At 62.7% G+C, this 15,454-nt stretch carries 12 protein-coding genes; 7 read left to right on the forward strand and 5 right to left on the reverse strand.

All coding sequences use genetic code 11. The annotated features are described in order from the left end of the window. Position 1 precedes the first annotated feature (1 nt). Entirely contained in the window at positions 2-1,552 is a 1,551-nt protein-coding gene (locus LJF34_RS22400) for an extracellular solute-binding protein (RefSeq protein ID WP_231187983.1), read from the reverse strand. Between the two features lie 182 nt (positions 1,553-1,734). Here LJF34_RS22400 and LJF34_RS22405 point away from each other — a divergent pair, with 182 nt between their 5' ends. Next, positions 1,735-2,667 carry a 3-hydroxyacyl-CoA dehydrogenase family protein gene (locus LJF34_RS22405; protein ID WP_231187985.1) on the forward strand — a complete coding sequence of 311 codons (933 nt, stop codon included), beginning with the start codon at positions 1,735-1,737 and terminating at the stop codon, positions 2,665-2,667. Between the two features lie 17 nt (positions 2,668-2,684). On the opposite strand, the gene LJF34_RS22410 is transcribed toward LJF34_RS22405, so the two are convergent. The 3 genes from LJF34_RS22410 to LJF34_RS22420 form a co-directional block, all read right to left on the reverse strand. Next, on the reverse strand, positions 2,685-3,653 hold the full coding sequence (locus tag LJF34_RS22410) for a D-2-hydroxyacid dehydrogenase (protein ID WP_231187988.1): 969 nt from the start codon (positions 3,651-3,653) through the stop codon (positions 2,685-2,687). Between the two features lie 94 nt (positions 3,654-3,747). After that, positions 3,748-5,010, reverse strand: a complete 1,263-nt coding sequence (locus tag LJF34_RS22415) for an MFS transporter (protein ID WP_231187990.1) — start codon at positions 5,008-5,010, stop codon at positions 3,748-3,750. Between the two features lie 4 nt (positions 5,011-5,014). Next, entirely contained in the window at positions 5,015-6,232 is a 1,218-nt protein-coding gene (locus LJF34_RS22420) for an enolase C-terminal domain-like protein (protein ID WP_231187991.1), read from the reverse strand. A gap of 117 nt (positions 6,233-6,349) precedes the next feature. Between LJF34_RS22420 and LJF34_RS22425 the strand changes: the two genes are divergently transcribed. Both LJF34_RS22425 and LJF34_RS22430 read left to right on the forward strand, forming a co-directional pair. Then, the gene (locus LJF34_RS22425) at positions 6,350-7,273 is read left to right on the forward strand and encodes a dihydrodipicolinate synthase family protein (RefSeq protein WP_231187992.1); all 924 of its coding nucleotides are present in this window, start codon (positions 6,350-6,352) and stop codon (positions 7,271-7,273) included. A 91-nt stretch (positions 7,274-7,364) separates the two neighbouring features. Next, complete coding sequence (locus tag LJF34_RS22430) at positions 7,365-9,044, forward strand: TCP-1/cpn60 chaperonin family protein (protein ID WP_231187993.1); 1,680 nt, start codon at positions 7,365-7,367, stop codon at positions 9,042-9,044. Here LJF34_RS22430 and LJF34_RS22435 read toward each other — a convergent pair whose 3' ends face one another. Then, complete coding sequence (locus LJF34_RS22435) at positions 9,045-10,601, reverse strand: TCP-1/cpn60 chaperonin family protein (RefSeq protein ID WP_231187994.1); 1,557 nt, start codon at positions 10,599-10,601, stop codon at positions 9,045-9,047. A 142-nt stretch (positions 10,602-10,743) separates the two neighbouring features. On the opposite strand from LJF34_RS22435, the gene LJF34_RS22440 reads away from it, so the two are divergent. From LJF34_RS22440 to ugpC, 4 genes are all read left to right on the forward strand, one after another. Continuing rightward, positions 10,744-12,288 carry an ABC transporter substrate-binding protein gene (locus LJF34_RS22440; RefSeq protein ID WP_231187995.1) on the forward strand — a complete coding sequence of 515 codons (1,545 nt, stop codon included), beginning with the start codon at positions 10,744-10,746 and terminating at the stop codon, positions 12,286-12,288. 83 nt (positions 12,289-12,371) lie between these two features. Next, the gene (locus LJF34_RS22445; protein WP_231187996.1) at positions 12,372-13,319 is read left to right on the forward strand and encodes a sugar ABC transporter permease; all 948 of its coding nucleotides are present in this window, start codon (positions 12,372-12,374) and stop codon (positions 13,317-13,319) included. Positions 13,320-13,321: 2 nt separating this feature from the next. Then, the gene (locus tag LJF34_RS22450; RefSeq protein ID WP_231187997.1) at positions 13,322-14,149 is read left to right on the forward strand and encodes a carbohydrate ABC transporter permease; all 828 of its coding nucleotides are present in this window, start codon (positions 13,322-13,324) and stop codon (positions 14,147-14,149) included. 90 nt (positions 14,150-14,239) lie between these two features. After that, positions 14,240-15,415, forward strand: coding sequence for a sn-glycerol-3-phosphate ABC transporter ATP-binding protein UgpC (gene ugpC / locus LJF34_RS22455; RefSeq protein WP_231187998.1), 1,176 nt, complete (start codon positions 14,240-14,242; stop codon positions 15,413-15,415). Positions 15,416-15,454 lie beyond the last annotated feature (39 nt).

A 15,454-nucleotide genomic window follows, 5' to 3' on the forward strand; every position in this document is an offset into this window, starting at 1 on the left:
ATTACTGCCCGAGGACTTTGTCGACGTAGTCCTGTGCGTTGTCGAGCGCTTTCTTCGGGGACACGTCACCCGCGAGGGCCTTCTGGCATTCCTGGCTCACGTGTTGCTTGATGGGTCGTTCCTGCGGGAAGACCTCGGCCTTGTTCAACTTCATCTGCTCGCCGCGAATCTCCGCGTAGTTCGCGGAGTTGGTTTTCGCCGCTTCCGTGTAGACGTCCTTGGAGTACGATTGGTTGCCCTCGACGACGAACTCCCACCACTGGCTCGTGAGGCTGAGTCGGGTGTCGAGGTAGAGCATCGCGGCGAGTTTCTTCTTCGTCGGCGCGTTAACGTTGATGCCGAGGCCGGTGGGGGACGCGATGCCTGCCCGAGTCGGATTCGGCGCGTCTTTTCCGCCTTTCGGGCTGAGCGTCGGCGTGTACTGCCCGTCCTTTTTGAACTTCGCCATCGCCTTCGGCACGAGGTCGCCGTACACGGGGACCATCGCGAACTGACCCGAGAGGAAGCCGTCGGCCAAGTCGCCCTGTCCGTAATTGACCACCTCGTCCGGTACCCATCCCTTGTCGCGCCACTCGACCATCTTTTCGAGCGCGACCTGGGCCGGTTTGCTGTTCACCGTCACCGTCCCGCTGTCGTCCATGAACTGACCGCCCGCCTGGTAGAACATCTTCATGAAGTCCCGCATGGTGTAGACTCGTGAGGATCCGCGATAGGCCCACGCGTACGTCCCGGTGCCCTCGAACGCCTTCATCGCGGCTTCCAAATCGTCCCACGTCCACGTTCCGTCGAGGATGGCCTTCCGCGATTTCTCGGGGACCCCCTGTTTCTTCAGAAGGTCCGGGCGGACGTGGATGAGGCTGGCTTCCAGGTAGGTCGGCCCCGCGTAGAGGTGGTCCTTGTACTTGAGCGAACTCTTCATCACCGGCTGATACGGCTCCCACATCTCCTCTTTGGGCATCAGTGCATCGAGCGACTCGAGGTTGTTCCCGGAGACGAACGACGAAAGCGAGTCGGTGATGACCACGTCGAACATCTCTGGTTTCCCCTTCCCGGCCTGCAGGAACGCAGTCTCCTTCGGGATGGCCTGGTCGACCACGATTTCGAGCGGGTTGAGCGTGATACCCGACCGGTCCTCGAACAGGGCGTAAGTCGCCACCGTGGCCGGGTCGTACTTCAGCGACCCGAAGTTGAGAATCTGGAGTTCACTGACGTCGCCGACGACGTCCTTCCACCCGTCCGGGAGCTTGAACGGCGAGGACTTGAGCGATTTCGAATCCTTCCACGCCTGCTTGTTCGTGAGCTTCTTTTCGGACGGGACCGCTTTTCGGTCCCCGATCTTCCACTCGTCGAGCGACGTCATGCGACGCTTCTGCCAGTCGTCGGCGAAGCCTATCTTCTTCGCCTTCTTCGTGAAGTCCTTCGACCCTCCGCCCCCGCTTCCACCGCCCCCCATGTCGGTACATCCTGCGAACGACCCGAGCAGTCCGGCGCTCGCGAGCGTGGAGTACTTCATCATCCCTCTACGATCGATGCCTTTGTTACTTCTTGGCATAGTATTACAGTCTAAGTGAGTAACCAAATAATTATTGAACAATATTATAATATAATATAGAATAGTAATAATATTTACTATATTAATATAGCCATTTTCGGTCTCTTTCGAACGGACGTGATGATCGTCGGATTTCGAGCGACGGTACAGTTTAGTGGGTGCGACGCACGCTCTCACCCACGATGAATCCGATAACGGACGTTGCGGTCATCGGCGCGGGGAACATGGGACACGGCTTCGCGGCTCATTTCGCGCTCAACGGAAGATCCGTCGCGCTCTACGATCACCGCGAGTCGAACCTCGAGAGTGCCCGCGAACGAATCCGGGACGTCGTGTCGTTTCTGGACGAACGAAACCTCACACCCGTCGAATCCGAGGACGCGCTCGCCGACGTGACCTTCCGAACCGACCTCGAAGCGGCCGTCCGCGATGCCGACTTCGTCCTCGAAACCGTCACCGAGGACCTCGAAGCCAAACGGAAGCTGTTTCAGCGTATCGGCGATGTGGCCTCTGAAGACGCCATTCTCGCCTCCAACACCTCCAGTCTCCGCGTCACCGACATCGCCGACGGTGCGCCGAGTTGCGGGGATCGAATCGTCGGTTGCCACTGGTGGTACCCGCCCTACCTGCTGGAACCGGTCGAGGTGGTCCGCGGCGCGGAGACGTCCGACGAGACGATGGACCGGACCGCGGCGTTCGTCGAAGACGTCGACCGAAAACCGGTGGTCGTCGAGCGCGACGTTCCGGGGTTCGTCTGGAACCGCATCCAGAGCGCCGTCGTCCGGGAGTGCATGCATCTCGCCGCGGAGGGCGTGGCTTCCATCGAGGACATCGACACCGCCATCCGCGACGGCTACGCCCGTCGAACGTCGGTCGTCGGCCCGTTCGAGACGATGGACATCGCCGGTCTGGACCTGTTTCGCACGGTCACGGACGAACTCTACCCGCACCTCTGTGACGACGACGAACCGAGTGCGCTCTTCGACGACTACCTCGACCGTGGGCGCGGGGGAATCGCCGACGGCGCAGGGTTTCACGACTACGACTCCCCGGACGCGGTGACGCGTCGACGGGACGAACGCCTGGCCGCGCTTCGTCGCCTGTACGAGGGATGAAACCTCGCGATTTCTTCCTACTCCGGCCCCGCCACTTGATTCTCCAACTCGCGGTATTCCCCGGTCTCGTCCACCCGCTCCAAGTTGCGTGCGAGAATGTCGGCACATCTGTCGTAGTACTCCGGGGTATGTCCGGCCATGTGGGGGGTGATGTGAACGTTCTCGAAGTTCCACAGCGGGTGGTTTTCGGGAAGCGGTTCGGGATCCGTCACGTCCAGCGCCGCGCCGCGAAGTTGGTTACTCCGCACGGCGTCGAGCAGCGCGTCGGTATCGACGACCGGTCCGCGGGCGACGTTGACGAGGACGGCGTCGGGAGCGAGGATGTCGAACTCCTCCGCACCGATGAGCCCCTCCGTCGTCTCCGACAGCGGGCACGCGAGAACCACGTAGTCGGTCCGTGCGAGCGCCGACTCGAACCCGGGGCCGTCGAATCCGACCACCTCGTCGGTCGGGCCGCCTTTGGCGGGCGTGTATCGCACGCCGATGGTCTCGACCCCGAACGGTTCCAACCGCTCGACGATCGCCCGTCCGATGGCACCGAGGCCGACGACGGTGACGGTCGCACCCTTGAGTTCGTGGGCTTGGTAGTGCTCCCACCGGCGGTCCCGTTGTCGACGCCATCCCTCGTCGAGGCGGCGTGTGAACACGAGCAAGTTCCCGAGGACCTGTTCGGCCATGTTCGGCGCGTGGATTCCGGAGCCGTTCGTCACCGCGACGCCGTGCGATTCGAGTTCCGCGAGGGGAAGGTGTTCGTATCCGGCGGAATAGCACGCGAACAGCCGCATTTTTTCCGCGTTCGCCAGCAGTTCGTCGTCGATTCGCTTGCTCGTGACGACCGTCGCGTCGGGGATCTTTTCGAGTTCCTCGCCGCGTGTTCGCGCCAATTCGACTTCGGCGTCCGGCACTCGCTCACGTATCGCCGCCGCGTACTCCTCGATCGGCATTCCGTGCGTCCCCGACTTCAGTACCAGTATCGTTCGCACCATTACGAACGACTCGTTCCACGAGAACGGTATAACTGTTCCGCCGCGGCGCGACTCCGTCCGCCTTCGCGTTCGGTTCGGACGGTTCCCTCGACGGTCAGTCGACGGCTGGCATCCCCGTCGCCCCGGTCGGTGCGTAGCTCTCGGAGACGAAACGAATCACCAGCGCCGCACCCATCCACGAAAGGAGGGTCGCGGCGAGGAACGTCGTTTGGAACCCCACCACCATCGCGGAGAAGCCGAATAGCGGGGGCGCGACGACCCCGCCGAAACCGCGTGCCGTCGACCGGAGGCCGATGAGTTCGGATTCGCGGTCGGTGGGGGCTACGTCCCCGATGAAGGAGATGATGCCCGTCTGGAGCGCGGAGAAGGAAGTGCCGAGACAGAACAGGCCGAGTCCGGCGAGGAGCACCTGTCCCGAGAGCGTCCCCGGCATCGCCGTGAGGCCGAGAAGGAGCGTGTAGCCGCCGCTCCCGACGAGACCGGAGACGATGAGGCGCTTCCGGCCGACGCGGTCGGAGAGCCGGCCCATCAGGTACATCCCGGCGATTTGGACGGCCGGATTGATCGCGAGGAGGACGCCCATCACGAACGGGGAGACCCCGACGTTCGAGACGAGATAGACGGGAAGTAGACTCGTCATCCCCAGGACGGTCACGCTTCGGAGGAAGGAGGCGACGTACAACCACTGAAGACCGTTCGTTTGCAGGTGGTCGATACCCGTGGTCGGAACGAGTCGGTTGGCCGTTTTCTGTGCAATGAGACCGAAAGTAACCTCGCGATTCTGGTCGGGCGTCGGGTCCTCGACGGCGAGGCAGGCGACGGCGACGATGGCCGCGAAGCCAGCTATCAGGAGGTAGATGGTCGAACGAGGGAACAGTTCGATGAGCGCCCCGGAGGTGAACTGGCCGAGCATGAACCCCACCGCGGCGGCGCTCGAAAACAGGCCCACCGCTCGGCCGCGCTCCGAATCGCCGCCCCGTTCGCTGACGACCGTCAGCATCACGGGCAGAAAGCCGGCCGCGAATACGGCGAACAGGGTGCGGAATCCGAGCGATATCCCGACACCCCCGACGAACGTCAATGGGAGTATTGCGACGGCCGCACACGCCGCGGAGAGGACCAACACCGTTCGCCGGCGACCCGTAACGTCCGCGATAGCGCCCCATATCGGGGAGAACACCATCAAACCGAAGAAGTAGGTCGCCGTCACGAGACCGACGGCGAACGGGGTTCCGACGCGGCCGACGTAGATGGCCATGACCGTCCCCATCAGGATGGACCCACCCTTGTTGGCGGCGGCCGCCGTCGCGATAGCCGCGTTCTGTCCGCTCACACGTCGTATCGATCCTACTGGCACGGTATCACCACCGGGGTTTGTTCGGCAGCCAGTCGCTTCGGCCGATGTCGTTCATCGCGCTCGCGTACTCGGTGGCCATCGAACCGACGCTGGAGTACGCGAGCGGGTCGGATTCCTCGTACCGTCGCCGCGCTCGCTCCAGTTTGTCCTCGTCCAGTTCGACGCCGAGACCGGGGCCTTCGGGCGTGATACAGCCGTCCTCGAACGTAAAGGGCGTCTCGATGACGTCGTCGACCATCCACGGGTAGTGGGAATCGCAGGCGTATCGAACCGTGGGCATCGCGGCCGCGACGTGCGCCATCGCCGCCATGCTGACGCCGAGGTGGGAGTTCGAATGCATCCCGACACCGAGGTCGAACGTCCGTGCGACCCTGTCCAAGTCGACGTTCCCCGACAGACCGCCCCAGTAGTGGTGGTCCGAGAGGATGACGTCGACGGCTTCCCGTCGAACCGCGGGCGCTATCTCGTCGAAATCCACGACGTACATGTTCGTCGCGATGGGATAATCGACGTACTCCTTCAATCGCTGGTGGGCGTTCAGGGTCGGGACGGGGTCTTCGAGGAATTCGATGGAGAGGTCGGACTCCCTCAAGCGTCGGGCGATATCGACGGTCGTTTCGACGCTCCACGTTCCGTTCGGGTCGATTCGGAGCGGCGTGTCCTCGCCGAACTCCTCGGCCAGCAGTTCGAGGGTTCGAACCTCCTCGTCGGGTTCGAGGACGCCGCCTTTCACCTTCAGGGTCTCGAAGCCGCCCAGTTCGACGAACTCCCGTGCTTCGCGGACCATGTCCTCCGCGGACAGCACCTCGTATCCGGCGACGGCGGCCGAATCGGGGTTCGAGTCCTCCTGTTTGTAAAAGAGGTACCCCGAGAACTCCACCTCGTCACGGACCTTTCCGCCGAGGAGGTTGTACACCGGTTCGTCCAGCGAGCGGCCGATGAGGTCGTAGAGGGCGGTGTCGATCGCACCGTAAACCATCGGGTCTTGGAGTTTGAGTTCGAGGGGTTTTCGCTCGAAGGGGTTCGCTCCTTCGACGAGGCGGCGGACGTTTTCGAGGGTGTCGCTCTGGTCCCCGTACGTCTCTCCGATACCGACCTCCCCGTCCGCCGTCGTGAGGCGGAGTATCGTTCGTGCCGCGACGTCGCTATGACCGCCCCACGAGTTTCGGAGACGGGGTTCCCGGTGTGCGACCGGGATAACTTCCATATCTGTGATACGCATATGTGGGTCGTTGACGCACCGCTCCATTAATCCTCGCTTCGGGGGCGATGAGGGAAAACGACCGCTCCTGGAAGCAAGTCTTTTTGTAGTTCCCTAGTAGTACGTCACGTGATACCAATGGACTACGGATCGCTGAGGCAGGACCTCCGAAACGTCGCGTTTACCAATCCGACACCGTTCACCGAAGACGGCGAGGCGGTTCGACACGACGAACTCGCGTCGAACGTCGAATTCATCCGGGATGCGGGCGCGGAGGTGATCGTTCCGTGCGGGAACACCGGCGAATACTACTCCCTCTCCAACGAAGAGCGGGCCGCCGTCGTCGAAACGACCGCCGAAGCCTTCGGCGAAGGGGGAACTACCGTCGGCGGCGTCGGCGGGAGCACGAAGAATGCGACGATGCTCGCCGACCGGTACGCCGACGCGGGAGCGGACGCCGTCATGGTGATGCATCCCGTCCACACGTACGTCCACGAGGAGGGCGTCCTCGATTACTATCGTACCATCGCCGACCACACCGACCTCGGCGTCGTCCTCTACAAACGCGGGCCGGAACTCACGCACGACCACATCCGTGAACTCTCCGCCCGCGAGAACGTCGTCGCGGTCAAGTACGCCGTGGAGGACATCGCCGCGTTCTCGGACGGCGTGCGAACGACTCCCGGCGACATCGTCTGGATCAACGGCATCGCCGAGCGGTACGCTCCGTCGTTCTCCCTCGAAGGTGCCGAGGGGTTCTCGACCGGCATCGGGAACTTCGTCCCCGAACAGGTGCTCGCCCTTCAGGAGGCGCTCGAAGGCGGCGATTTGTCCCGGGCGAAGGAAATCCGCGACCGGCTTCGGTCCTACGAGGACCTCCGGCAGGAGACGGGCGCGAACAATCGGTTCGGTTCCGCGAACAACGTCCCGGCCGTCAAGTACGGTCTCGACCTCGTGGGACGGTACGGTGGTCCCGTCCGCGAACCCCTCGTCGACCTCTCGGAGGATGACCGGGAACGCGCCGAGGAGCGCTATCGGGCCATCGTTTCCGCATCGGTGTGAGTAACCGGCGACTCCTCCCCGACCCGTCGTTCGTCCCCCGAACGGCGGTGGGTGGGCAAGTTTATACGTTCCACTTGCAAAAGCCGTGTCAATGAATGTCGATGGAACGGAACACGATGTCGAGGGCGTCGACAGGAGCGACTGGACGCTCCGAGACGAGGAGGCGCGTGAATACATTCGCCGGACCACGCAGCAGGTCGCTTCGCTCGTCCGCTCCACCATCGGTCCGTACGGCCTCGAAAAGCTCGTCGAGACACACGACCTACAGGGGGAACCGGAAGCGGTACTGACCGGGAGCGCCGAAGAGATACTCGCCGCGGTCGAACGAGGCGACGGTTTCAACGACCCCGTCGCCGCCCTGTTCGTCGACAGCGTCGACTCGGTGCAACGGTCGCTCGGCGACGGCACCGGGACCGCAGTTCTCCTCGCGGACGAACTCATCCGTGGCGGCCTCGACCTGATCGAGCAGGGTCTCCACCCGAGCACCATCGTCGTCGGGTACGCGATAGCGGCCCAGCGAACCGGCGATGTCCTCGATTCGCTCGCACGGGAGTGCACGCCCGACGACCGTGATACGCTCGCTCGTGTCGCCTCGACCGCGATGACCGCGGACCTCGACAACGACGCCCGCGAACGCTACGCGGAACTCGTCGCCGAAGCCGTCGCCTCGCTCGCCACCGCGGCCGACGGCAGTTGGTTCGACACGGACGACGTCGCGGTGGTCGTCGGAACCGGCGCGACCGGCCGCCTCCATCGAGGGGTCGTCCTCCGACGGCTCCCGGGCGCGGCCCGCGAGCACGAGGACGTTCACGTCGAGTTCGACTGGGAACCGGCCGTCGAGGGAGAACTCGCGGACGCGACGGTCGCTATTATGGACGAAACGCCCGCCTTCGGCGAGGCCGCAACGTCCTTCGGTGAGTCCACCGTCTCCCCCGACCAACGCACCGCCGACAGCCGAGTACTCGCCGAACGTCGGAGCGCGTTCGTAGAGCGTATCGACGAACTCGATGTCGACGTCTTCGTCTGTCGGGACGAAGTCGAGGACGCCGTCGTCGGGGCACTCGAAGCTCGCGGAGTCGTCGTCGTGGATCGGGCACAGTATCCGAAATCCGACGTCCACCGCCTCGCACGCGCGACGGGTGCACGCGTCGTGTCCAACTGTGAGGACATCGGGCGCGACGTCCTCGGGACGGCGGGGCGGGTCACGGAACTCGTACGCGAGGACGAGAAGTGGGCGGTCTTCGACGACTGCGACGGTCCCGTCTACACGCTCATCGCGGGTACCGAGACGGAAACTGCCAGAATCGAGCGGGAACGCACCATCGAAGACGCCCTCGAAGTCGCCTCCGTGGCGGCCATCGACCGGCAGTTGCTTCCCGGCGCTGGTGCCGCCGCGACGGCCGTTTCGGTCGACCTACGACGGTTCGCTCGCTCCGTCTCCGGAACGGAACAACTCGCCGTCGAAGCGTTCGCCGACGCGTTGGAAGTCGTCCCGGAAGAACTCGCGCGGAACGCGGGGCTCGATCCCGTCGACGCCGTCGCTGCACTTCGTACCGCACACGCGGGGGACGACCCACTTCCGTTGGGCCTCGATTTGGAAACGGGCAACCTCGCGAACGCCTACGATACGGGTATCGTCGAACCGCGTCGAATCTTTTCACAGGCCACCGAAACCGCCCGTTCCGTCGCCGAACAGTTGTTGACCGTCGACGCAGTGCTCTTTCCCAACGTCGACGGGGAACGGTTCACCCCCCGAACCGAACACGAGTGATCAGCGGCGCGGGGCGACGGAGTCGTCCTCGTCGCCGAGATTCCCGGCGAAGATTTGCTCGTCGACCCGCAGGAATCGGATTGCAAGGTCGGTGGCGGTGTTCCAAACGGCGCGTCGGAGTGCCGCGGGTTCGGCGACCGGGCTCTCGGTGAGGACGTCTCGTATCTCGCCACGGGTGGAGTCCACCCCGATCGCATCACGACCCGTAGAGTGTGCAGCCACGAGACGGGCGATGGCCGTCCAGCCATCCAATCCGCCGTTCCGAGCGAGCGCCCGTGGTACCGCGAGGAGCCCGTCCGCGAACGCTTCGACGGCGAGTTGCTCCTTCCCGGCGACGGACGGTGCGTGGTCGTGAATCGCTCGGGCCGCACCGACTTCGACCGCCCCTGCTCCGGGGACGACGCGTCCGTCCGTCCGCGCGGTGGCGGCCGCATGGACGGCAGCCTCGACCGACCGCTCGAAGGCGTCGGTCGAACGAGGGTCAGGTGCGCGGCAGAACAGCGTGTAGACGGGGGAAGTATCCGCCCGGACGTGAACCATGTCGTGACCCGCGTGGCGATTTACCAAGACGGAGCCGTCACCGAGCGTCTCCCGGGAGACGTCATCCAACGAGGGGACGACCACCGCTCCCGTCGCACGCGCGAGGAGGGCGATGTCCGCTTCGTCGAGCGCCGAGAACGCGATGATACCCCGGTTGGCGAGCATGGTGACGACGCGGTCGTTGACCCCACCGGTCGTGAAAACCGCCCGACACCCCGCGTCGACGACGCGATCCAACGTTTCGATGAACGACGCGCGCTCCCGGTCGCCCACGGCCGCACGGGTCTCGAACCCGTCCACCGAGAAGGCGCGCTCGGACCCGTCCAGTTCGGAAACGTGAGGGACATCGACCTTGCCGGAGAGCACCGCGACACCGGCCTTTCCGACGTTCCGCGGCATCGACCGGACGTCCGGTGACGTATCGACGACGACGCCGGGGACGAGTTTCGATTCGGCGGACGCCGCCCCGACGTGCGAGACCACCGTCACGTTTCGACCGACGTCGGACCCCGGTTCTGCGGCAGCGAGAACGGTATCGACCGCCTCGGTGACGAGGGACGCGGTCATCTCGCGAACTGCCGGGTCACGCGTTCCGGTCAACGCCGTCGCCGCAACGGCCTCCGCGCCGACCGCCGAAAGGGGGCGTGCGTGCGTTCCGACGTACTCGTCCGCCACGGTCATCGCCGCGCGATATCCCCGCTCGATGACCGTCGGGTGACATCCCAGTTCCGCCAGCCGATTCGCCTCGCGGAGAAGACCCCCAAGCACCGTCACGACCGAACTCGCGCCGTCCCCGTGTACCTCGTGAAATCCCTCGACCCCCGTACGGAGGAGTTCTACAGAGGGGTTCGAGACGTCGAGTCTCTCGATAACGGCGGACCCGGCGGCCGTCGTCGTGACCGTCCCGTCCGCCTCTACGACGAGTTTGTTCGCGCCGAACGGCCCGAGCGTCGAATCGACGACGTCGCACACCGCCCGCACGTCGCCGAGGAGTTCGAATCCATCACCGTTTGTCATGCCTATTCCGTGACTGCCCCCGGCCTTAGGTTTATCGTGGTTCGTCGGTTTCGAATCGAATCATCGAGGTTTTGTTTGGAGCGAAGTGAACGATGATTAATCGGCAAAGTTTATTATACCCTCTTGTTCAAGTAATGATGGGATGCCATTAGATAACACTGGCCAGAACGAAGACAGGTCCCTTTCCCGTCGGACATTTGTCAAGGGAACGGGTGCCACGGCCGCGACGGGGGCACTCGGTGCCCTCGCCGGTTGCTCCAGCGGTGGAAACGACGGCGACGGCAACGGCGGAGACGGAAACAACGATGGAGATGGAAACAACGACGGCGGTGGCGGCTCCGGTTCGACCACCATCCAGTTCATCTCCGGGATGGCCGCCGAGAACTCCGACATTCGAAAGCACTATCAGGATTCGATGAAGGATTTCCAGGAGAAAAACGGGTCGGTAAAGATCAACCTGCAAGCGGTCTCATACGGGGACATCAAGACGAAACTGTCCTCGACCGTCAACGCCGGGAACCCACCGGCGATAGCGGAGGGAGGCGCACTCGGACTGAAATTCTTCAATCAGGGGAAAGTGCCCAATCACAAGCCGTTTTACGAGAAGACGAAGGGCATGCCCGACAACCTGACCGCCGCGAACAAGGAATCCGCCCAGTTCCGCGGGGACTACTGGTCCGGCGGTGCACAGCGCCACACGAACACCAACCTCGGGATCAACGTGCAAGCGTTCAAGAAGGCGGGTGTCAGCAACCCGAAGAAGGACCTCGCCACGTGGAGCGATTTCTACGGCTATCTCGAAAAGATCGACAAGAACCAGGACATCATCGCCTGGGAGGAGACGGGCGTCTACAACGACCTCGAATCCTACTGGGGCGAGGCACGGACCGCATACACCGACGGGACCGACCCGTGGATTCGCGGCGACCCGAAAAACCCGGACATAGTCGTCGGGAGCGACCACAAGGACGCGCCGAAGACCGACGGCATGGTCAAAAACTGCATCAAGCTCGCGAAGAAGTTCTCGAGCAAGAAGTCCGCGTCGCGGGGTGACGAGGAGATACCGTCGCTCATGCTCACCGACCGCGTCGCGTCCTTCATGTACGCGACGCCGACCGCAAACCGCTGGCGGCAGGTCAAATCGGACGTCAAGTTCGGGTGGCAGGGCGGCGACGGTGACGTGATGTTGCTGCCGGACCCGAAACTCGACCCGGACTACGGCTCCAAGGTCGGTATTTCCGAACTCGAAGGTGTCTCCGGGGAACACGGCGGTCACATGTGGGCCGTAGAACAGCAGACGTCGATCCTCGACACCAGCGACAAGAAAAAGAAAGCGGCGTGGGACCTCAACATGTACCTGCTCACCGACGAAGACTTCGCGCTTCCCGCGTGGGGCGAGTACTACGAGGCGATTCCCGGTTACGCCCCGATGAGCGACAAGCTGACCGAACAGTACGGCGACAAACTCGCGTCGTGGACCACGACGGCCATCGATAACGTGGACAAGTACGGAAGCCAATACGCGACGACCGGAGCGGCGTGGGACGTGAAGGGAACCAGTGATATTCGCTGGAATAACATCAACAAGACCATCTCGTCGGCCATAGCAGGTCAGGTTTCCGCGGAGGAAGCTCCGAAGAAGATCAACCAGAAGATCAAGAAAACGTTAAAGGAACAGAACAAATAATCGGTCCAGCTGAATCGTCGACAACTGTTACACGAATAACTATCCAAATCTTTTTGACAGGGGGTATCCAGTGTTTAGGTAACATGGCGCAAGCTGCACAGAGTGCCGAAGAAATTCGACGGAAGTACGGACTGACTGAGGAGTCGGTCTGGGACCGTCTGAAACGGAATTGGACCGGTTACCTGTTCATACTCCCGACGTTCATAATGTTCGCCTTGCTGTTCTACATTCCCATGGTTCAGGGAGTGTGGTTGACGTTTACAAACGCCCAACTCGGTGGTGGCGGGAGTTTCATCGGCCTCGAAAACTATCAGTGGATGATTACAAACGACCTGTTCGTCTTCGCCCTTGGTTGGTCTATCGTCTTCGTTTTCTCGACGACGCTTCTCCAACTCGGGCTTGGTATGCTTGCGGCCATCCTCCTGAGCGAAGTCAGGGAAGGCTCCCGGGAGTGGTTGAGCGCGATCATCATGTCCCCGTACTTCTCCGCACCGCTCGCGGGCGGGGTCGTTTGGATGTGGTTCCTGAGCCCCGACTTCGGATTCCTCGCCAAATTTTTGGCCGACATCGGGATACAGAACGCACCGTCGTTCCTCTCCCAAGGATACTGGCCGTACATCTCCATGATCGTGGCACAGGCGTGGCACGACTTCGGGTACGCGGGTATCATCTACTCGGCCGCCGTCATCAACATCCCGAGCGACCAGTACGAGGCCGCCGCGCTGGCGGGTGCCGGGCGGCTCCGTCGGTTCCGTGATGTCACGCTCCCCCACCTCATCACGCCGACCATCATCGTTCTCGCGCTCCGCACGGCGTGGAACATTGCCGAGTTCGCCCAGCCGTTCGAGCTAACCGGCGGCGGTCCCGGGACCCGAACCATGCTGTTGAGTATCCTCACGTACCAAGTCGCGTATGTCAAACTGAACTTCGCCCGCGCATACACCATCGGGATGGTGATGATCGTGCTTGCGATGGCGAGCGCCATCTTCTACGTGACCATCATGAACGAAGAGGAGGACCTCTACCTATAACCATGTTGAACGAAACCAAACGCTCACGATACCTGCTGTACGCTGGCCTGTTCGTCATGGCGGTCTGGGCGCTCCTGCCCTACTACTGGGTCATTCGGACGTCCGTTTTGACCAACTTCGCCGCCATCGACCCATCGACGGGGTACACCCCGTTCTCGCACTTCACGCTCGACCCGTACTTCGAGATATGGAACTCGTTCGCGATGACGACGTACTTCAGGAACAGCATCATCGTCGCGTTGGCCGCGACGGTCATCTCGCTGTTCTTCTCGATTCCCGGCGCATATGCGTTCGCTCGACTCGATTTCCCCGGGCGTAAATTGTTGTTCTACACCGCGGTGTTCACGATAATGTTCCCGTGGATCGTCATCACGATTCCCGTGTACAACATCTTCTACACGCTGGGGTTGATCAACTCGCTCACGGGTATCATCGTCGCGTTGTCCATCTTCGTCCTACCCCAGACCATCTGGCTCCTGCAGGGCTTCTTCCGGCAGGGCATCCCGCCGAACATCGAGGAGGCGGCGCTCATCGACGGCCACTCGGAGATCGGTGCGTTTCTGCGCATCGTCCTGCCACTGTCGCTGCCCGCCGTCGGTGCGGCCGCCCTCTTCTCGTTCCTCACCGCGTGGAACAACTTCCTGTGGGTGTTCGTCCTGACCAGCGACAAGAACGTCCGGACGGCAACGGTCGCCATCCACTACATCCTCGGCAGCGACGCGTTCCGACAGTGGAACCTGCTGATGGCCGCGGCGGTGCTCCTCGTGTTGCCGCCGGTCGTCTTCTATGCGCTCTCACAGCGCTTCGTCGGGGAGGGCCTCGCCGGGTGATATCGATGCAGGAACGCACGTCTCACGCGGTCGAAGTGGTACGGGCCTACAGACAAACTCGTAGCGGTACTGACACGGAGGACCTATAACATGGCAAACGTAGAATTCGACAACGTCACGAAAGTGTTCGACGGCAGTTCGAACACCATCGTCGCGGTAGAGGAACTGGACCTGAAGATTCGAGACGGCGAGTTCGTCGTCTTCGTCGGCCCGTCGGGCTGCGGGAAATCGACGACCCTACGGATGACCGCGGGGCTGGAAACCATCACCGACGGCGAACTCCGCATCGACGGACGGCGCGTCAACGACGTCTCGCCGAAGGACCGGGACATCGCGATGGTGTTCCAGTCCTACGCGCTCTACCCGCACAAGACGGTTCGCGGGAACATGGGCTACGGTCTCAATCTGAGCACCGACCTGACCGACGCGGAGGTCAACAGCCGCGTCGAAGAGGCCGCGGAGATGATGGGTATCGACGACCTCCTCGACAAGAAGCCGGCGTCGCTCTCGGGAGGACAGCAACAACGCGTGGCGACGGGTCGTGCGATCGTCAGGGAACCCGAGGTGTTCCTCTTCGACGAGCCGTTATCGAACCTCGACGCGAAGCTCCGAAAGCACATGCGAACGGAACTCTCGCGTATCCACTCGGAACTCGACATCACGACCATCTACGTCACGCACGACCAGGAGGAGGCGATGACGATGTCGGACCGCATCGTCATCCTCAACGACGGTCGACTCCAGCAGGTCGGCAAACCCAAGGAAGTATACTATCAGCCAGCGAACCGCTTCGTCGCGGATTTCATCGGGAGCCCCTCGATGAACTTCGTCGAGGTGGAACTGGCGGGCAACACCCTCACCAACGGTGAGAGCTTCAACGTCGATGTCGATGACGAGTTCGTCGAGACGCTCCGAAGCGTTTCGGACGATACGCGGTTCACGTTCGGCGTCCGTCCGGAGAACGTCCGTGTGGGTGACGACGTCGACGACGCACGAGCCGTACGGACGACCGTGGACGTCGTCGAGGTCATCGGGTCCGACAACTTCCTCTATCTCGACATGGACGGACGGGAGTTCCGCGTCCGCTGTCCCTCCTACATCGAACCGGAGGAGGGTGACGTGATCGCGATCACCTTCGACGAAGAAGCGATCCACCTGTTCGACGAGAACTCGGGCGAGGCGCTCGTCCACGGAACCGTCAGCCACGAATCGGGCGAGATGCCGAACCCAGCGAAGGGGGAACAGGAACGCGCGGTCGGAAACTGATTTTATTTCCGTCACCGCTAGTTATTTGTTCCCGTCGTA

The organism is Haladaptatus sp. DYF46 (assembly GCF_021083305.1).
Lineage (GTDB): Archaea > Halobacteriota > Halobacteria > Halobacteriales > Haladaptataceae > Haladaptatus.